An 18,436-nucleotide genomic window follows, 5' to 3' on the forward strand; every position below is an offset into this window, starting at 1 on the left:
GTGTGGCCGGATTGCCCCACGTTAAGAGTTTCGTCTGTGTGCGCTTGCGAGGTAGTTCCGTCCAGCCTAGCTGCGGAATAAGGTGAGCCGGGACTCACTTCGACCGAAGCGACGCTGGTTCACATTTGTGCACACATTCGTGTTCATGATCGTGATCAAGCGAAATGACAATGAATGGATTTCCAGGGATGCGTGGGGTGAAGGTTTTCACTGGAGCTGCGGCTTCGGTCCTTCTGTTAGCTTGTATGGGCCCGGTGCCCGCCCTGGCCGACACGATTGAGGCGGCGCTGGTGCGCGCCTATCAGAACAATCCGCAGCTCAACGCACAGCGCGCCTCGGTGCGCTTCACCGATGAAAACGTGCCGCAGGCGTTGTCGGGCTATCGCCCGAAGGTCGCAGTCACCGCCAGCGCCGGTTATCAATATACCGACACCAACAGCACCGCCGGCGGCAGCGCGACCAACATCGTGCGTACCGAAATTCACGGCGCCAATCCGCCGCGCAGCGTCGGCGCCACCATCGCGCAGACCCTGTACAACGGCCAGCAAACCGCCAACAAGACCCGCACGGCCGAGAGCCAGGTCTCGGGCGCGCGCGAAGCGTTGCGGGTGCTTGAACAGACCGTGCTGCTGTCGGCGGCCACCATCTACATGGACTATCTGCGCGACGCCGCGATCGTCGAAGTGCAGAAGAGCAACGTTCGCGTGCTCGAGCAGACGCTGAAACAGACGCGCGACCGCTTCAATGTCGGCGAAGTGACGCGCACCGACGTCGCGCAATCGGAGGCACAGCTTGCTGCTGGCAAGACCCAGCTCCTGACTGCGGAAGCCAATCTCGTCACCACAAAATCGAACTTCCGCCGCATCATCGGCAACGAACCGGAAGCGCTTGCGGCGGGCTCGCCGGTGGATCGCTTCCTGCCGGGAACGCTGCCCAGCGCCGTCGATCTTGGCCTGACGGAAAATCCCAACGTCACCGCGGCGATGTACGGCATCGACGTCAGCTATCTCCAGGTCAAGGTCAATGAAGGCGCGCTGTTGCCGACCGTGACCCTGCTGGCCTCGGTCCAGCAGACCTATGAATCCACCATGACGCTGTACCGGTCGTTCGGCGCGTCCGCGACCGCGCAGTTGACGGTTCCGATCTATCAGGGCGGCGCCGAATACTCGCTGATCCGTCAGTCCAAGGAAACGCTGGCGCAGCAGCGCCTGGTGCTCGAACAGACCCGCGATGCGACCCGCGCCAATGTCGTCACCGCATGGGGACAACTGGTTGCCGGCAAGGCGCAGGTGCAGTCCGCGCAATCGCAGGTCACGGCCTCCGAAATCGCGCTGAACGGCGTGCGCGAGGAAGCCAAGGCCGGACAGCGCACCACGCTCGACGTGTTGAACGCGCAGCAGGCGCTGGTCAACGCGCGCGTCGCCCTGGTCACGGCACAGCATGACCGCGTCGTTGCATCCTACGCCGTGCTGAACTCGGTGGGACGGCTGTCGCCGCAGGTGCTCAAGCTGCCGACCACGGTTTACGATCCGAGTGTGCACTATCAGCAGGTGCGCGACAGCTGGGCCGGCGTGCGCACGCCGGATGGTCGCTGATATCGGCGGCGCACTTGCGCTCGCCGGTGGCGCGCTTGCGCTCGCCAGCGACGCCCTTGCGTTCGCTGTTTCAACGGCGCGCGATGGCGCCGTTGCTCCCGTAAAATTACGACACATATCAAATCATTCGTGACCGGGCGGCATCCGCCCGGCGCGTTTGCTTGCAAATATTTATCGGCATGACGTACCGTTCTCGGGGTGAGCTGAGCGATTCGCGCCGCGTTTTCTTACATCTCACGGCCGCGCGCCGGGTAGCAGCCTTGTGAGGTACCCTTTGGGGTAACCTTGGGGGAGCAGGACGCTTGCGCGATGCATCGGGCGTGCCTGATCTGGGGACAAGTCAGGCTAGCGCGATGAAAATCCCGGCCTGCACATCCGGAACCGGAAATCCTTCCCTCACTTGGTGTAAATTGGTTTCGATGTGGAGTCGGAGATGACGCAACCTGCAAAGGTCCAAGAGCCCTCGATGGAGGAGATTCTGGCGTCGATCCGTCGCATCATTGCCGACGACGAGGCCAAGCCTGCTTCTACAGAAAAGCCTGCAAGCCCGCCTGCCGCCGCCAAGCCGGAAGCGCCGACCAAGCCCGCGATGAAGGATATTCCGCCGTCGGCGATTGCGCCGGCGCCGAAGCCTGCCGCTGCAGCGAAGCCCGCGCCGCCGCCGGCGCCTGAGCCTGTCGTGAGCAACAACCAGGACGACATCGATGCGATGCTGGCAAGCCTCGACGCCGCGACGCCCGAGGCCGACATAAGGCCGGCACAGCCCGAAGCCCAGGCCGAAGCCGACGTGTTCGATCTCACTGACGAGATGGCTTTGCCGGACCCGGCACCAGCCGCTCCCCAGGCTGCTTCGTTCCACAAGATCGACCCGCAGGACGACCTCGAATTTTCCGAGAGCGCGGCGGCCAGGGCGTTGCACCGGCAGCCGGCCTACGAGCCGCCGCTGTTTGAAAGCGCACCCGCACCGCCGCAGCAGCAGATCCTGTCGCACTCGACCGTCTCGGCGGTCGAGTCCGCCTTCAACTCGCTGGCCAATACCGTGCTGAGCAACAACGCCCGGACGCTGGAAGACCTGGTCAAGGAAATGCTACGGCCGATGCTGAAATCCTGGCTCGACGACAATCTTCCGGGATTGGTCGAGCGGATCGTCAAGGCCGAGATCGAACGGGTTTCGCGCGGCCGCTGATCCCGGGAGCGCTTGCGCTGACCCCGGGAGCGCTTGCGGTCCCCCGGCGATCCCGCGTGCAGCCCTGATTCAGCCACCTCGAAGGGCTTTATTGCGGCCGGTCAGGTTGACTTGCGGCGTCGCAGTGGCTTTCTAGGGGCCCGTTCGGGTCCGTTTACATCCAAATCGGGCGCTAGCTCGTTGTTTTGACGCATTTTCTTGTCCGCACGCCGGGTGAGATCGCGGTCCAAAACGCCCTCCAGATTCAACAGCGTTGTCATGATCGAGAAAAACTACCAGCCCGCCGATATCGAAAGCCGCATGTCCGCCATTTGGGAGGCGAGCGGCGCGTTCAAGGCCGGCCGTCCCGAACGGAAGGACGCAGCCCCTTTCACCATCGTGATCCCGCCGCCGAACGTCACCGGCTCGCTGCACATGGGCCACGCGCTCAACAACACGCTGCAGGACATTCTCTGCCGCTTCGAGCGCATGCGCGGCCGCGACGTGCTGTGGCAGCCCGGCACCGATCACGCCGGCATTGCGACCCAGATGGTGGTCGAGCGACAGTTGATGGAACGGCAGGAGCCGGGCCGGCGCGAGATGGGGCGCGCCAAATTCCTCGAACGCGTCTGGCAGTGGAAGGCCGAGAGTGGCGGCGTCATCGTCAACCAGCTCAAGCGGCTCGGTGCGTCGTGCGACTGGTCGCGCGAGCGCTTCACCATGGACGAGGGGCTGTCGCGCGCCGTCGTCAAAGTGTTCGTCGAACTGCACCGCGAAGGCCTGATCTACAAGGACAAGCGGCTGGTCAACTGGGATACGAAACTCTTGACCGCGATCTCCGATCTCGAAGTGCAGCAGACCGAGGTCAAAGGAAATCTCTGGCACCTGCGCTACCCGATCGAGGGCAGGAGCTTCAATCCCGACGATCCCACGACCTTCATCGTGGTCGCGACCACGCGCCCCGAAACCATGTTGGGCGACACTGCGGTCGCGGTGCATCCGGAGAATGAGCGACTCGGCCACCTGATCGGCGAGCACGTGATCCTGCCGCTGGTCGGCCGCCGGATTCCTGTTATCGGCGACGACTACGCCGACCCCGAGAAAGGCTCGGGCGCGGTCAAGATCACGCCGGCGCATGACTTCAACGACTTCGAGGTCGGCAAGCGGCATGGCCTGCCGCGGATCAGCGTGCTCGATCAGGAGGGCTGTCTGGCTCTGGTCGGCAACGAGGATTATCTGCGCGGACTGCCGGAAGGCGCCGGCGAGTTCGCCGAAGAGTTCAACCATGTCGAACGCTTTGCCGCTCGCAAGCGGATCGTTGCGCGGCTGGAGGAGTTCGGCTTCCTCGACAAGATCGAGCCCAACACGCATATGGTGCCGCACGGCGACCGCTCCGGCACCGTGCTCGAGCCCTATCTGACCGACCAGTGGTATGTCGACGCCAAGACCATGGCGCAGCCGGCCATCGCGGCCGTACGCTCGGGCACGACCACGTTCGTGCCGAAGAACTGGGAAAAGACCTATTTCGAGTGGATGGAAAACATCCAGCCCTGGTGCATCTCACGCCAGCTCTGGTGGGGCCATCAGATCCCGGCCTGGTACGGGCCGGACGGCAAGGTGTTCGTCGCCGAGACCGAAGAGGAAGCCGTCGGCAACGCGCTCGGCTATTACGTCGAGCAGGAAGTCATCACGCCGGAGCAGGGCGCCGAGATGGCGCAGGATCCGGCCAAGCGCGAAGGTTTTATCGTCCGCGACGAGGACGTGCTCGACACCTGGTTCTCGTCGGGCCTGTGGCCGTTCTCGACGCTGGGCTGGCCCGACCAGACGCCGGAGGTCGGCCGCTATTATCCCACCAATGTCCTCGTCACCGGCTGGGACATCATCTTCTTCTGGGTCGCCCGCATGATGATGATGGGCCTCCATTTCATGAAGGAGACGCCGTTCTCGACGGTCTATATCCACCGTCTCGTCCGCGACGAGAAGGGCGCCAAGATGTCGAAGTCGAAAGGCAACGTCATCGATCCCCTCGGCGTCATCGACGACTTCGGCGCCGATGCGCTGCGCTTTGCGCTGGCGCGCGGGGCTGCCCACAGCCACGACATCAAGCTGTCGCCGCAACTCGTTGAAACCAACCGCAACTTCGCGACCAAGCTGTGGAACGCCAGCCGCTTTGCCGAGATGAACGGCTGCAACATGCCCGCCGGTTTCGATGCGCATAGTGCGAAGGAAACCCTGAACCGCTGGATCGCGCACGAGACGTCGCGCACGACGCGCGAAGTCACCGAGGCGATCGAGGCCTATCGCTTCAACGATGCCGCCGGCGCGATGTATCGCTTTGTCTGGAACGTCTATTGCGACTGGTATCTCGAGCTGGCGAAGCCGGTGCTGCTGGGCGAGGAGGGCGCGGCCAAGGCCGAGACCCGCGCCATGGTCGCCTGGGCGCGCGACGAGATCCTGAAACTGCTGCATCCATTCATGCCCTTCATCACCGAAGAGCTGTGGGCGGTGACGGCCGAGCGCGACGGCCTACTGGTGCTGGCCGAATGGCCGCGCAAGGGCCTGTCCGCCGATCAACTGGCCGAGATAGCGATCGCAAGCCCGAGCGACGCCATCATTCCGCCTGTCATCCGCGCGCTCGACGCCGGCGACTTCAGCGATCCCGCGGCAGAAGCCGAAATCGGCTGGGTGGTCGATCTCCTGAGCACCGTGCGCTCGGTGAAGGCGGAGATGAACATCCCGCCGTCGACGCTGACCCCGCTCGTGCTCGTCGGGGTATCGGCCGAGACAAAGGATCGTGTACAGCGCTGGAGCGACGTCGCCAAGCGGATGGCGCGGCTGTCGAAGATTTCCTTCGCCGATACCACGCCCGATGGCGCCGTGCAGCTCCTGGTGCGTGGCGAGGTCGTCGCGCTGCCGCTTAAGGGCGTGATCGATTTCGCCGCCGAGCGGGGACGCCTCGAGAAAGAACTCGGCAAGGCCGACGCCGACATCAAGCGGGTCGATGCAAAGCTCTCCAACGAGAAATTTGTCGCCAACGCGAAGGAAGAGATCGTCGAGGAAGAGAGAGAAAAGCGCGAGGCCGCGGTGGCGCGACAAGCCAATATCCTCGAAGCGCTGGAGCGGCTGAAAAACGCGTCGTAGGCGAGGTCGTACTATACCGTCATGGCCGGGCTTGTCCCGGCCATCCACGTCTTGTTTGGCGGTTGAAGACGTGGATGGCCGGGACAAGCCCGGGCATGACGAAGGCAAAATATCTGCTTGGACTGAATTTGAAGCGGAGCCAATAATGCTCGACCACGTCTCCATCAGCGTCTCCGACATTGCCGCCGCCGAACGGTTCTATGACGCGATCATGAAGACGCTCGACGTCGTCAAGGTCGGCCGCCGCGACGACTGGCTCGGCTATGGCGAGCGGGCGCGTGCCGCGTATCCGGAGCGGGTCTATCTCACCATCCGCAAGGGTGCGAAGCCCGACGACGCCTTCGGCCGCCACTGGTGCTTCAAGGCAAAATGGCGAACCCAGGTCGATGCGTTCTGGGATGCCGGCATCGCGGCCGGCGGCACCGACGACGGCGCGCCGGGCCTGCGCGACCATCATGCCTCCTACTACGCGGCATTCCTGCGCGATCCCGACGGCAACCGGGTCGAGGCGGTCTGTCACCACGCGGTGTGAGGGGGCGCGCATGAGGATTTTTCTGGCGGGTGCGACCGGTGCAGTCGGGCGGCGGCTGGCGTCTCTGCTGTGCCACGCGGGGCACGAGGTTACCGGCACGACACGCACCGCCGCCAAAATTCCGCTGCTGCGCGAGGTCGGCGTCGTGCCTGTTGTGGTCGACGTATTCGATGCCGGCGCGCTGGCTGGGGCGGTCGTCGCCGCGCGACCCGACATCGTCATCCATCAGCTCACCGATCTCTTGAGCGGCCCGGGCACGCCAGGCTATCCGGCCGCGCAAGAGGCCAACCGCCGGATGCGTATCGAAGGCACGGGAAATCTGATGCAGGCAGCAAAGATCGCCGGCGTCCGCCGCGCGGTCGCGCAGAGCATCGCGTTTGTCTATGCACCCGGCAACGGGATGCGTGACGAGGGCGACCCGCTCGATCTCGCAGCGGACGACGTGCGTGCGTTGACCGTTCAGGGAATTGTCGCGCTTGAGCACGAGGTCCTGGCGACGGCCGGTATCGACGGCGTCGTGCTGCGCTATGGCTATTTCTATGGACCGGACACCTGGTACGAGCTGCCGCCAAAGCCGCCGTCGGTGCACATCGATGCAGCGGCCCACGCGGCTTTCCTCGCCGTAACCCAGGGCAGCGGAGTCTACAATATCGCCGAGGACTGTGACGTCGTGTCGAGCGCGAAGGCGAAACGCGAATTGGGCTTCGATCCGTCATTCAGGATGAACTGATCGGCGTGCGGAAGGCCGCATGCACTGCTTCGCTTGCGCGCGCAATGACAAATTGATCTCGCGCGCTGCGACAAAGTAGCCCGACGGGCAAATCACCAAAAACCTGTCTAGCCCTTCGGATAAAAATAATTCTGTTGAGCCGTCGGGCAAATCAGGAGTTTAACTCCGCCCGTCTCGCGGCAACAAGAGGGGCGATCGCGATCGTCACGACCGTGCGGTGAGATGCGGTGGACGCGAGGCTGCGACTGACGAGCGCGGCCTTTGCGTACGGTGAAATCGTTTGGGTCCGACGCCCCGGTGCTGGCGTCAAGTTGGCGGAAGCGAAAGCAGACCGCTTGCGATGGTGGCAAGACAGCCGGTCACCAGGACGATCTCGTATAAGCCGTAAAGCCATTGCGTGGGGGAGGCCGGATGTTCTCCGCTGAACCTGTATGCTCGTGGGCAGCATATTCCTATGCAACACGCCTGCGAGACCGCGGGTGCAGCGCGCATCCGGTCTTCCCCGCGCCCTCTATGCTTCGTGGGCGAACGAAATGCAAAACTTCGGGCAAATCATGCCGCGAGAATGTGAAGTCGTGACTATCCGCCGTCATTGCGAGCGAAGCGAAGCAATCCAGTCTTCCTTTGCGCAGCAAGATGGATTGCTTCGTCGCTTCGCTCCTCGCAATGACGGCATCGATGGCGGAGACCCCGCAATGTCAAAACCGCTTGCTCACAAACTTCGAACCCTTCAGTCCATACCGCCACGGCAGATCGACCGCCTTGGTAATCCCGATCCGCAACCCCGTGACAACCTCGGGCTGGCCTGTCCGCGCATGCAACGCAAACGGCGGGGTATCGAGCGGCAGTTCGCTGTGCGCAATGGTGATGCCGAGCGCCTCGCAGAGTTTGCCGGGGCCGGAACACAGCGAACGTTCGTCATGCAGGCCGCGGCGCCGGCGCATCTCCGGGATACCGTGGGTCGGCTCCAGCGCGCGGATCAGCACAGCGCTGGCCGAGCCCGCCTTTTCGCAGACGAGGTTGACGCACCAGTGGATGCCGTAGGAGCGGTAGACGTAGGAAAACCCCGGCGGGCCGAACATCACCATGTTACGCGGCGTCGGCCCGTTGAAGGAGTGCGCGGCCGGCTCGCTGTGGTGATAGGCCTCGACCTCGACAATGATGCCGCCGACACCGTCGACCAGCAGCGTCGCCCCGATCAGGTCGGGCGCCACCTCGAGCACGCTGCGGGCAAAAAACGAGCGTTTCAGCGGCTTGCCGAGGCTGTGGGCGGCGGCAACGGCCGTCTTGGGGCTTCGAGCCATTTCAGGTGAGAATCACTGTGGAACAGATGAAAACTGCCTATATTTTGCACGTTTCTGCTAGCGTCGCACAGACAGATTGCAGATCTGCCGCAATCGGGTTGCGACGATCAGCGACACGGATTAGCTAGGTAACTCAGCAACTACCGGACTGAACATGGTCGTCCTCGTCGATACCGTCTCCACCACCCAGGTACGCCCGCGGCACCCCGAAAAGGTGAACCGGCCGGACGCGCTGTCGCCGCCGAAGCCGGACTGGATCCGGGTCCGCGCGCCGAACACCCGCGGCTACGCCGACACCCGCAAGATCGTCAAGGAGAACGGCCTCGTCACGGTGTGCGAGGAGGCCGGCTGCCCGAACATCGGCGAATGCTGGGACAAGAAGCACGCCACCTTCATGATCATGGGCGACACCTGCACCCGCGCCTGCGCGTTCTGCAACGTCAAGACCGGCATGCCCGGCGCGCTCGATGCCTCGGAGCCGGAGCATGTCGCGGAGGCGACTTTCAAGCTCGGGTTGGCGCACATCGTCATCACCTCGGTTGATCGCGACGATCTCGCCGACGGCGGCGCCGAACATTTCGCACAAACCATCCGCGCCATCCGCGCGCGCTGTCCGACCACCACGATCGAAATCCTCACCCCCGATTTCCTGCGCAAGGAAGGCGCGCTCGAGGTGGTCGCCAAAGCCAAGCCCGACGTGTTCAACCACAATCTGGAAACCGTACCGTCGCGCTATCTCACGGTGCGCCCGGGCGCGCGCTATTTTCATTCGATCCGGCTGTTGCAGCGGGTCAAGGAAATCGACCCCACCATCTTCACCAAATCCGGCATCATGGTCGGCCTCGGCGAAGAGCGCCACGAGGTACTGCAGGTGATGGACGACCTGCGCTCGGCGGAGGTCGATTTCCTCACCATCGGCCAGTATCTGCAGCCGACCCGCAAGCATCACGCCGTGATGCGCTATGTCACCCCGGACGAGTTCGCAGGCTACGAGAAGGTCGCCTACACCAAGGGCTTCCTGATGGTGTCGGCGAGCCCGCTGACCCGCTCATCGCATCACGCCGGCGACGATTTCGCCAAGCTGCAAGCGGCCCGGGCTGCACTGTCGCGCTGAGCCGATGCCGAGATTTTCCAGCAAGCGCCGGGTTCATCACACCGCGCAGCAGATGTTCGATCTGGTCGCCGACGTCGAGCGCTATCCGGAATTCGTGCCGCTGTGCCATTCGCTGAAGATTCGCCAGCGCACGCCCAAGCCCGATGGCACCGAGATCGTCGTTGCCGACATGACGGTGTCGTTCAAGCTGGTGCGGGAATCCTTCACCAGCCGGGTGACGCTGGACCGGCCGAACCTCAAGATCCTGGTCGAGTACCTGAAGGGGCCGTTCAGCAACCTGGAAAACCGCTGGAGCTTCGAGGCCCGGTCCGAAACCGACTGCGATGTCGGATTTTTCCTGAGCTACGAATTCAAGAGCCGGATGCTGGCGATGCTGATGGGCACGATGTTCGACGCGGCGTTCCAGCGCTTTGCGGCGGCCTTCGAGAAGCGCGCGGATGTGGTCTACGGGAAGGGCCGGTGATAGCCGGCGATCGAGACTCTATCCACGTCATTGCGAGGAGCACTCTTGTCCGCCGAAGCCCGCCTTCGGGCGAAGGCGGATGCGACGAAGCAATCCAGACCTTTTCCACGGAGAGATGGATTGCTTCGCTTGCGCTCGCAATGACGGCTATGAACGCGTCGGCCGTCGCCGTTTGACCGCGCCGCCCCGGGGCGTGCGGGCGACGCGGGGGCGCAGCCGGCTGGCGGCCGCACGGCGAGGTTTTGCGGGCGCCTGCGGTCCGCGCGCCAGCTCCATCAGCATGCGCAGCGCCTCGACCACCGAGCGATGGCGCACGGTGGTGCGGCCGATGGCGCCGAACCGGCATTCGCGGTGCAGGATGCGGCCGTCGCGGGCGGCGACCGCGAAATGCACCAGGCCGACCGGCTTGCCGGGCGTCGCACCGCCGGGGCCGGCGATGCCGGTGATGGATACCGCGAGATCAACGCCGGCGCGTTCCAGCGCGCCGATCGCCATCGCGGTGGCGGTTTCCTTGCTGACGGCACCGAAGGTCGCGAGCGTGGTGGCCTTGACGCCGAGCATCGCGCGCTTGGCCTCGTTGGAATAGGTGACGAAGCCGCGATCGATGACGTCGGAGGAACCGGGAATGTCAGTCAGCGCGCCGGCGACGAGCCCGCCGGTACAGGATTCGGCGGTCGCAACCGTCAGCTTGCGCATCCGGCACAAATCGAGCAGCGAGCGGGAGAGGGCGCGGGCGTCGCTGCCGCTCATGCTATTCGCTCCAGGGAAGACGGATGGTGGCGCTCGCGGTCGCGGCGATGCCTTCCTCGCGGCCGGTAAAGCCGAGCCGCTCGCTGGTGGTCGCCTTGACGGCGACGCGCGAGATGTTGACGCCGGTGATCTCGGCGATGCGCGCGCGCATGGCGTCGCGCAGCGGGCCGATCTTCGGACGCTCGCAGATCAGCGTGACCTCGAGATTGGCGATCCGGCCGCCGCGCGCGGTGACGCGCTCGATCGCGTAGGCGAGGAATTTGTCGGACGCGGCACCCTTCCACTTCATGTCGCTGGGCGGGAAGTGCGAGCCGATGTCGCCGTCGGCCAGCGCGCCGAGGATGGCGTCGACCAAGGCATGCAGGCCGACATCGCCGTCGGAATGGGCGAGAAAGCCGCGTGTGTGCGGCACGCGGACGCCGCAGATCATCAGGTGGTCGCCGTCGCCGAAGGCGTGCACGTCGTAACCGGTGCCGGTCCTGATGTCGCCGAGCTGGCTGGCGAGGCGGGCTTCCTCGCGGACGAAGTCTTCGGGTGTCGTGAGTTTCATGTTCGCAGGATCGCCTTCAAAGGTCGCTACCGTCAATCCCGCCCATTCGGCGAGCGCCGCATCGTCGGTGAAATCGCTGCGGCCGTCGCGCGCGGCGCGGCGATGGGCCTCGAGGATGACGTCGAAGCGAAACGCCTGCGGCGTTTGCGCGATCCGCAGCTTCGCGCGGTCAGGCGTCGCCTCGACGTCGCCGGCGGCGCTGACCTGCTTGATCGTATCGGTGACGGCAATTGCCGGGACCGCAGCGCCGGTGCGTTCCGCCGCGTCGATCGCGCGCGAAATCACCGCTGGCGTCACGAACGGACGGGCGGCATCGTGGATCAAAACGATGTCGGGTTTTTCCGCGGCCAGCGCCTCGAGGCCGGCATGCACCGAGGCTTGGCGCGTCGCGCCGCCGTTGGTCGGAGGCTGATGGCGCAGGCTGGCCACGGCATCATTGAAGATCGCGATGTCATCGGGATTCACGACCGGCTGCACGGCGAATACATCCGGGTGCTCGCAAAACGCCTCCATGGCGCGGAAGATCACGGTCTGGCCGCCGATGGTGCGGTATTGCTTGGGTCCGCCGGCGCCGGCGCGAAGGCCGCGCCCGGCTGCGACGAGGATGGCGGCGGTACGCTTGGGTTTGGACATCGGACTCTGTGGCAGGCGGATCGGGTTGAGGGGCGGGATGGCGCCTTCGCTGGCGCACAGCCCTTACCATGCCGAATGCGCAAAAACAGAGCGTTTCCCAATAGCTGTGGGAAAAGCAGATTTTGTTGCAGTGCACTTGCACAAATGATAGAACTGTCTAAAGTGTAGGCATGAAGCTTGACTGCACAAGATTTGTGCTCACAATATGCGCCGACGGCCGCAATGACGCTGCCGCACCAACCATGAGAACTCCGTGACCGGCCTGGAAAGTTCACGCCCTAAGCCGTTGAAAATAGGCGAGATTGCTGTCGCCAACCGGGTTCTCCTGGCGCCGATGTCGGGTGTCACCGACGCGCCTTTTCGACGACTCTCTGCCAGACTCGGCGCCGGACTGGTCGTTTCGGAAATGACCGCCAGCGATGACCTCGTGAATGGCAAGCCGATGTCGCGGTTGCGCTGCGAGGCGGCCGGGATCGGGCCCCATGTGGTTCAGCTCGCCGGCTGCGAAACCCACTGGATGGCGGAAGGAGCCAAGGTCGCGGAAGCCGCCGGCGCCGACATCATCGACATCAACATGGGCTGTCCCGCGCGTCACGTGACCGGCGGCCAGTCCGGCTCGGCGCTGATGCGCGATCTTGATCACGCCTCGAAGCTGATCGAAGCGACCATCGCCGCTGTGAAGGTGCCGGTGACGCTGAAAATGCGGCTCGGCTGGGACGATCGCTCGCACAACGCGCCCGAACTCGCGCGTCGCGCGGAAGCCGCCGGCGTGCAGATGATCACGGTGCACGGGCGCACGCGCTGTCAGTTCTACAAGGGCGAAGCGGACTGGAGGGCGGTGCGCGCCGTCAAGGATGCGATCACGGTTCCGCTGGTCGTCAATGGCGACATCACGTCGTTCGAGAAGGCCGTACGCGCGCTTGATATGTCGGGCGCCGATGCCGTGATGATCGGCCGCGGCGCGCAGGGCCAGCCGTGGTTGCCGGGCCAGATCGGCCGCCGGCTTGAAACCGGCAAAGCCGAATCCGCTCCGCATCTCTCCGAACAGTTCGCGCACATCACCGCGCTTTATGACGAAGTCTGTCGACATTACGGATTGCGCATCGGGCTAAGGCACGCGCGAAAACATCTCGGCTGGGCGCTGGAGGTTGCGGCGCAGTGCAGCCGCGCCCCGGCGGAGACGCTGAAGGGCTGGCGGCAGAAGATTTTGACGTCGGAGGATCCGCACCGCGTGCACCGATCGCTCCAGGACGCGTTCGACGATTTTGCTTGGAGTGCCGCTGCATGACGTCAGCCGCAGAACATCGCCGGTCACTGCCCACCGACAGCGATGCGATCCTCAACGCATTGCCCAATCCCGTGCTGCTGGTCGCGCCGGACGGCCGCATCGTCGATGCCAACATCGCCGCCGAATCCTTTTTCGAGATTTCCACGCAGTTCCTGCGGCGGCAGTCGCTGAAGGAATTGGTGCCGTTCGGCAGTCCGCTGCTGGCGCTGATCGATCAGGTGCGGTCGAGCGGCTCGCCGGTCAACGAATACAAGGTCGATCTCGGCACGCCGCGGATCGGCGGCGATCGGCAGGTCGATCTTCACGTCGCTCCGCTGACCGAGCGGCCCGGCCACATCGTGGTCATGCTGCAGGAACGCACCATCGCCGACAAGATGGACCGGCAACTGACGCATCGCAGCGCGGCGCGTTCGGTGATCGCGCTGGCCGCGATGCTGGCGCACGAAATCAAGAACCCGCTGTCCGGCATCCGCGGTGCGGCGCAATTGCTGGAGCAGGCGGCGTCATCCGAAGATCGCATGCTGACGCGACTGATCTGCGACGAGGCCGACCGCATCGTGACGCTGGTCGACCGCATGGAAGTGTTCGGCGACGATCGCCCGGTGGCGCGCGGCCCGGTCAACATCCATTCCGTGCTCGACCACGTCAAACGGCTGGCGCAGTCCGGCTTTGCCCGCAACATCCGCTTCATCGAGGACTACGATCCGTCGTTGCCGCCGGTGCTGGCCAATCAGGACCAGTTGATCCAGGTATTCCTCAACCTCGTCAAGAACGCCGCCGAAGCGGTCGTCGATCTCGGCAGCGACGCGGAAATCCAGCTCACCACCGCGTTCCGGCCCGGCGTCCGGCTGTCGATACCCGGCAAGAAATCGCGGGTGTCGCTGCCGCTCGAATTCTGCGTCAAGGACAATGGCTCCGGCGTGCCGGAAGATCTGCTGCCGAACCTGTTCGACCCCTTCGTCACCACCAAGCAGACCGGCAGCGGGCTTGGGCTGGCGCTGGTCGCCAAGATCGTCGGCGATCACGGCGGCATCATCGAATGCGAATCCCAGCCGCGGAAGACGACGTTCCGCGTGCTGCTGCCGATGTTCCATCCCACCAAACATTTCGATCACAGCAATCGCGACGACGTTTCGGGTACGCCGTCGCCTGCCTCAGAGAAAGCAAGATGAGGAGAAACAATGCCCGCAGGTAGTATTCTAGTCGCTGATGACGACACCGCCATCCGCACGGTTCTGAACCAGGCTCTTTCGCGCGCCGGCTACGAGGTGCGCCTGACCGGAAACGCGGCGACGCTGTGGCGATGGGTCAGCCAGGGCGAGGGCGATCTCGTCATCACCGACGTGGTGATGCCCGACGAGAACGCGTTCGATCTGCTGCCGCGGATCAAGAAGATGCGGCCGAACCTACCCGTCATCGTCATGAGTGCGCAGAACACCTTCATGACGGCGATCCGGGCCTCGGAGCGCGGCGCCTACGAATATCTGCCGAAACCATTCGACCTGAAGGAGCTGATCACCATCGTCGGCCGCGCCTTGGCGGAGCCCAAGGAGCGGGTGGCCAATGCCCCCGACGAGGGCGAATTCGATTCGATCCCGCTGGTCGGCCGCTCGCCGGCAATGCAGGAAATCTACCGGGTGCTGGCGCGGCTGATGCAGACCGACCTCACGGTGATGATCTCCGGCGAGTCCGGCACCGGTAAGGAACTGGTCGCGCGCGCGCTGCACGACTACGGCAAGCGCCGCAACGGCCCGTTCGTCGCGGTCAACATGGCGGCGATCCCGCGCGACCTCATCGAGTCCGAATTGTTCGGTCATGAGCGCGGCGCGTTTACCGGCGCCAACACCCGCGCCTCCGGCCGCTTCGAACAGGCCGAAGGCGGCACGCTGTTTCTCGACGAAATCGGCGACATGCCGATGGAGGCGCAGACGCGGCTGCTGCGCGTGCTGCAGCAGGGCGAATACACCACCGTCGGTGGCCGGACCCCGATCAAGACCGACGTGCGAATCGTTGCCGCCAGCAACAAGGATCTGCGCATCCTGATTCAGCAGGGCCTGTTCCGCGAGGATCTGTTCTTCCGTCTCAACGTGGTGCCGCTGCGGCTGCCGCCGTTGCGCGAACGCATCGAAGATCTGCCCGATCTCATCAGGCATTTCTTCTCGCTGGCGGAAAAAGACGGCCTGCCGCCGAAGAAACTCGACACGCTGGCGCTGGAGCGCCTCAAGCAGCATCGCTGGCCGGGCAACGTGCGCGAGCTGGAAAACCTCGCGCGACGGCTGGCGGCACTCTATCCGCAGGACGTCATCACCGGCTCGGTGATCGATGGCGAACTGGCCCCGCCGGCGGTCGCATCCGGCGGCAGTGCTCCCTTGGGCGTGGAGAATCTCGGCGGCGCCGTGGAAGCCTATCTGTCCTCGCACTTCTCGGGCTTTCCAAACGGCGTGCCGCCGCCCGGCCTCTACCACCGCATCCTGAAAGAGATCGAAGTGCCACTGCTGACGGCAGCGCTGGCAGCCACCCGCGGCAACCAGATCCGCGCGGCCGACCTGCTCGGGCTAAACCGCAATACGCTGCGCAAGAAGATCCGGGACCTCGACATTCAGGTCTACCGGAGCGGCGGCTAGAGGCATTCCAGTGCGCGGCAGGTCGGTTGCCGCGCCATGGAGCCGATAGCCGCTGGGGATCGATCAATTCGCAGCGAGGCACGCCGCGGAATTGTCGCAATTCGGCAACATTGTGATATGAATGCATCAGTCCGCAGCCAGCGGACCTTAAGCCATTCATCACACCGATTGCCGGAATGACCACCGCAGAGACCTCGGCGCCATCATTCGACCCGTCGCTTACCGAATCCACGGGAGGTATCCTGCGGAAGTGGGTGGCGCCGTTTGCCGTCGGTATAGCCCTGTTGTCGGCGTTCCTGACCTTCATGGTGCTGAGCGGCCTGACGCCGATCGAGCCGACCCGCCACGTCGTCTATTCCTTCCTGCTGATCAATGCGGCCACCATTCTGCTGTTGGTCGGCATTATCGTCCGCGAAGTCTGGCTGGTGATCGTGGCCCGGCGTCGCGGACGGGCGGCGGCGCGGCTCCACGTCCAGATCGTCAGCCTGTTCTCGGTCATCGCGGTGTTGCCGGCGGTGCTGGTGGCTGTTGTCGCCAACGTCACCATCGACCGCGGCCTCGACCGGCTGTTCTCGGGCCCGACCAAGGAGGTCATGCAGAATTCGCTGATCGTGGCCCGTGCCTATACCTATGAGCACGCCCAGCTCATTCGCGGCGACATCCTGGGAATGGCCAACGATCTCGGCAATCCGGCGCAACGAATCCTGTTCGATCAGGACCGCAGGTCATTCAGGGAGTTGCTGACGGCCAACGCGGCGTCACGCAATTTGCCGGGCGCCATGCTGCTCGACAAGGACGGGCGCATTCTGGAGACGGCGCAGACCGGTATCCGGGAGCAGTTCACGACGCCGGCGCCGGAATTCCTCACCAATGTCGATGAAAACGAGCCGCAGATCGCGGTATTTCCGGAAGCCAACTACGTCGCGGCGGTGATCCGGCTGCGGACCTTCGAAAATACCTTCCTGTATGTGGCGCGGCTGCTCGATCCCCGCGTGGTCGCGCAGCTCAAGCAGACCGAGGCCAGCGTCGCCGAATACGCCCAGATCGAATCGCGGCGGCTCGGTATTCAGGTCGCGTTCGCGCTGATGTTCGCGGTGATCGCGCTGACCATCCTGATGGCGTCGGTGCTGATCGGGCTGAATTTCGCCAACTGGCTGGTGGCGCCGATCCGCAACCTGATGAGCGCCGCCAATATCGTGTCGACCGGTGACCTGCACGTCCAGGTGCCGGTCCACAAATCCGAGGGCGATCTCGCCCAGCTCGGCCAGACCTTCAACAAGATGACGCAGGAATTGCGCACCCAGCGCGACGAACTGGTCAGCGCCTCGGACCTGATCGATAGTCGCCGCCGCTTCATCGAGGCGGTGCTGTCCTCGGCCAGCGCGGGGATCATCGGCGTCGACGCTTCCGGCAGCGTCGGCATCCTCAACCGTTCGGCCGAAAAGCTGATCGGCCACGCCGAGTCGGAGACGCTGGACCATCCGCTGTCGGACGTGCTGCCCGAGCTCGATGACATGATGAAAACCGCGCGCGAGGGCACCCAGCGCCTGGTGCAGGGCCAGATCACCATCATGCGCGACGGCCAGGAGCGCAACCTGTCGGTTCGCGTCAGCGCCGAACAGACCAGCCATTCGCGCGACAGCTACATCATCACGCTCGACGACATCACCGATCTGGTGTCCGCACAGCGCACCTCGGCCTGGGGCGACGTTGCCCGCCGCATCGCCCATGAAATCAAGAATCCGCTGACGCCGATCCAGCTTTCGGCCGAACGCATCCGCCGCAAATTCGGCAAGGTCATCGTCGAGGACAAGGGCATCTTCGAGCAGTGTACCGATACCATCGTGCGACAGGTTGACGATATCAGACGGATGGTGGACGAATTCTCCCGCTTTGCACGGATGCCAAAGCCGGTCATGGAGGGCGAGGACGTCGCCGATACCGTGCGCCAGGCGGTGTTCCTGATGAAGGTCGGGCATCCCGACCTCGATATCGTGGCCGAAATCAAGCAGGACCCGATGCGGGCGCAGTTCGACCGCCGGCTGATTTCGCAGGCGCTGACCAACATCATCAAGAATGCGACCGAAGCGATCGAACAGGTGCCGCCGGAAGAACTCGGCAAGGGTCGTATCGATGTCATCGCCGCGCGCGAGAACGAAGACATCCTGATCGACGTCATCGACAACGGCATCGGTCTGCCCAAGGTCAGTCGCGCCCGCTTGCTGGAGCCCTATGTGACGACGCGCCAAAAGGGCACCGGGCTTGGGCTCGCCATCGTCGGCCGCGTGCTCGAAGACCATGGCGGCCGCATCGAGCTCAAGGATGCCTCCGATTTCCGGCCCGGACAGCGCGGCGCCTGGATGCGGCTGCGGTTTTCCGTCACCGGGCAGGCTGCGAAGGGCGAAGCGAAAGAGCAGGCGCCGCCGACGAGCGAGCGCGGCGGCGAAACAAAGATGTCCACCTCCGGAACCACAGAGGCGGGTCCTACGACCAATGATGAAACAAAAACCGAAGCCGCAACCGGCAACTGACAAGACAGGTGTAACC

14 protein-coding genes are annotated in these 18,436 nt (G+C 64.3%); 11 read left to right on the forward strand and 3 right to left on the reverse strand.

What is annotated here, in order from left to right; genetic code table 11:
* The first annotated feature begins 188 nt into the window (after window positions 1–188).
* From BLS26_RS35080 to BLS26_RS35100, 5 genes are all read left to right on the forward strand, one after another.
* Window positions 189–1,595, forward strand: coding sequence for a TolC family outer membrane protein (locus BLS26_RS35080; protein ID WP_092517287.1), 1,407 nt, complete (start codon window positions 189–191; stop codon window positions 1,593–1,595).
* Window positions 1,596–2,028: 433 nt separating this feature from the next.
* Window positions 2,029–2,781, forward strand: a complete 753-nt coding sequence (locus BLS26_RS35085; RefSeq protein ID WP_092517289.1) for a PopZ family protein — start codon at window positions 2,029–2,031, stop codon at window positions 2,779–2,781.
* 258 nt (window positions 2,782–3,039) lie between these two features.
* Window positions 3,040–5,901, forward strand: a complete 2,862-nt coding sequence (locus tag BLS26_RS35090) for a valine--tRNA ligase (RefSeq protein ID WP_092517291.1) — start codon at window positions 3,040–3,042, stop codon at window positions 5,899–5,901.
* A 145-nt stretch (window positions 5,902–6,046) separates the two neighbouring features.
* On the forward strand, window positions 6,047–6,433 hold the full coding sequence (locus BLS26_RS35095; protein WP_092517294.1) for a VOC family protein: 387 nt from the start codon (window positions 6,047–6,049) through the stop codon (window positions 6,431–6,433).
* A 10-nt stretch (window positions 6,434–6,443) separates the two neighbouring features.
* Window positions 6,444–7,163, forward strand: coding sequence for an NAD(P)-dependent oxidoreductase (locus tag BLS26_RS35100; protein WP_092517296.1), 720 nt, complete (start codon window positions 6,444–6,446; stop codon window positions 7,161–7,163).
* Between the two features lie 698 nt (window positions 7,164–7,861).
* Here the strand turns inward: BLS26_RS35100 and BLS26_RS35105 are convergent.
* The gene (locus BLS26_RS35105; protein WP_092517298.1) at window positions 7,862–8,467 is read right to left on the reverse strand and encodes a DNA-3-methyladenine glycosylase; all 606 of its coding nucleotides are present in this window, start codon (window positions 8,465–8,467) and stop codon (window positions 7,862–7,864) included.
* Between the two features lie 154 nt (window positions 8,468–8,621).
* Here BLS26_RS35105 and lipA point away from each other — a divergent pair, with 154 nt between their 5' ends.
* Together lipA and BLS26_RS35115 are read left to right on the forward strand one after the other, a co-directional pair.
* On the forward strand, window positions 8,622–9,581 hold the full coding sequence (gene lipA, locus BLS26_RS35110; RefSeq protein ID WP_092517301.1) for a lipoyl synthase: 960 nt from the start codon (window positions 8,622–8,624) through the stop codon (window positions 9,579–9,581).
* A gap of 4 nt (window positions 9,582–9,585) precedes the next feature.
* On the forward strand, window positions 9,586–10,044 hold the full coding sequence (locus BLS26_RS35115) for a type II toxin-antitoxin system RatA family toxin (protein WP_092517303.1): 459 nt from the start codon (window positions 9,586–9,588) through the stop codon (window positions 10,042–10,044).
* Between the two features lie 147 nt (window positions 10,045–10,191).
* Here the strand turns inward: BLS26_RS35115 and BLS26_RS35120 are convergent, their stop codons facing one another.
* Both BLS26_RS35120 and BLS26_RS35125 read right to left on the reverse strand, forming a co-directional pair.
* Complete coding sequence (locus BLS26_RS35120) at window positions 10,192–10,794, reverse strand: CinA family protein (RefSeq protein WP_092517305.1); 603 nt, start codon at window positions 10,792–10,794, stop codon at window positions 10,192–10,194.
* 1 nt (window position 10,795) lies between these two features.
* On the reverse strand, window positions 10,796–11,977 hold the full coding sequence (locus BLS26_RS35125) for a bifunctional 2-C-methyl-D-erythritol 4-phosphate cytidylyltransferase/2-C-methyl-D-erythritol 2,4-cyclodiphosphate synthase (RefSeq protein ID WP_092517307.1): 1,182 nt from the start codon (window positions 11,975–11,977) through the stop codon (window positions 10,796–10,798).
* Between the two features lie 286 nt (window positions 11,978–12,263).
* On the opposite strand from BLS26_RS35125, the gene dusB reads away from it, so the two are divergent.
* From dusB to BLS26_RS35145, 4 genes are all read left to right on the forward strand, one after another.
* Window positions 12,264–13,265, forward strand: coding sequence for a tRNA dihydrouridine synthase DusB (dusB, locus tag BLS26_RS35130; RefSeq protein WP_092517310.1), 1,002 nt, complete (start codon window positions 12,264–12,266; stop codon window positions 13,263–13,265).
* Window positions 13,262–14,437 carry a nitrogen regulation protein NR(II) gene (locus BLS26_RS35135; RefSeq protein WP_092517312.1) on the forward strand — a complete coding sequence of 392 codons (1,176 nt, stop codon included), beginning with the start codon at window positions 13,262–13,264 and terminating at the stop codon, window positions 14,435–14,437. Before dusB ends, BLS26_RS35135 begins: the two co-directional genes overlap by 4 nt.
* Before the next feature lie 9 nt (window positions 14,438–14,446).
* Complete coding sequence (gene ntrC / locus BLS26_RS35140) at window positions 14,447–15,889, forward strand: nitrogen regulation protein NR(I) (RefSeq protein WP_092517315.1); 1,443 nt, start codon at window positions 14,447–14,449, stop codon at window positions 15,887–15,889.
* A 176-nt stretch (window positions 15,890–16,065) separates the two neighbouring features.
* Window positions 16,066–18,420 (forward strand): PAS domain-containing sensor histidine kinase, encoded by a 2,355-nt coding sequence (locus BLS26_RS35145; RefSeq protein ID WP_092517317.1) that lies wholly within the window; start codon window positions 16,066–16,068, stop codon window positions 18,418–18,420.
* Window positions 18,421–18,436 lie beyond the last annotated feature (16 nt).

Origin of the sequence: Afipia sp. GAS231 (assembly GCF_900103365.1) — a bacterium.
In the GTDB taxonomy this organism is placed as follows: domain Bacteria; phylum Pseudomonadota; class Alphaproteobacteria; order Rhizobiales; family Xanthobacteraceae; genus Bradyrhizobium.

What these genes read in the sequence shown, in the direction of transcription:
- BLS26_RS35080 (WP_092517287.1), top strand. Translation starts at nt 189, where the DNA reads ATGCGTGGGGTGAAGGTTTTCACTGGAGCTGCGGCTTCGGTCCTTCTG.
- BLS26_RS35085 (WP_092517289.1), top strand. Translation starts at nt 2,029, where the DNA reads ATGACGCAACCTGCAAAGGTCCAAGAGCCCTCGATGGAGGAGATTCTG.
- BLS26_RS35090 (WP_092517291.1), top strand. Translation starts at nt 3,040, where the DNA reads ATGATCGAGAAAAACTACCAGCCCGCCGATATCGAAAGCCGCATGTCC.
- BLS26_RS35095 (WP_092517294.1), top strand. Translation starts at nt 6,047, where the DNA reads ATGCTCGACCACGTCTCCATCAGCGTCTCCGACATTGCCGCCGCCGAA.
- BLS26_RS35100 (WP_092517296.1), top strand. Translation starts at nt 6,444, where the DNA reads ATGAGGATTTTTCTGGCGGGTGCGACCGGTGCAGTCGGGCGGCGGCTG.
- BLS26_RS35105 (WP_092517298.1), bottom strand. Translation starts at nt 8,467, where the DNA reads ATGGCTCGAAGCCCCAAGACGGCCGTTGCCGCCGCCCACAGCCTCGGC.
- lipA (WP_092517301.1), top strand. Translation starts at nt 8,622, where the DNA reads ATGGTCGTCCTCGTCGATACCGTCTCCACCACCCAGGTACGCCCGCGG.
- BLS26_RS35115 (WP_092517303.1), top strand. Translation starts at nt 9,586, where the DNA reads ATGCCGAGATTTTCCAGCAAGCGCCGGGTTCATCACACCGCGCAGCAG.
- BLS26_RS35120 (WP_092517305.1), bottom strand. Translation starts at nt 10,794, where the DNA reads ATGAGCGGCAGCGACGCCCGCGCCCTCTCCCGCTCGCTGCTCGATTTG.
- BLS26_RS35125 (WP_092517307.1), bottom strand. Translation starts at nt 11,977, where the DNA reads ATGTCCAAACCCAAGCGTACCGCCGCCATCCTCGTCGCAGCCGGGCGC.
- BLS26_RS35135 (WP_092517312.1), top strand. Translation starts at nt 13,262, where the DNA reads ATGACGTCAGCCGCAGAACATCGCCGGTCACTGCCCACCGACAGCGAT.
- ntrC (WP_092517315.1), top strand. Translation starts at nt 14,447, where the DNA reads ATGCCCGCAGGTAGTATTCTAGTCGCTGATGACGACACCGCCATCCGC.
- BLS26_RS35145 (WP_092517317.1), top strand. Translation starts at nt 16,066, where the DNA reads ATGACCACCGCAGAGACCTCGGCGCCATCATTCGACCCGTCGCTTACC.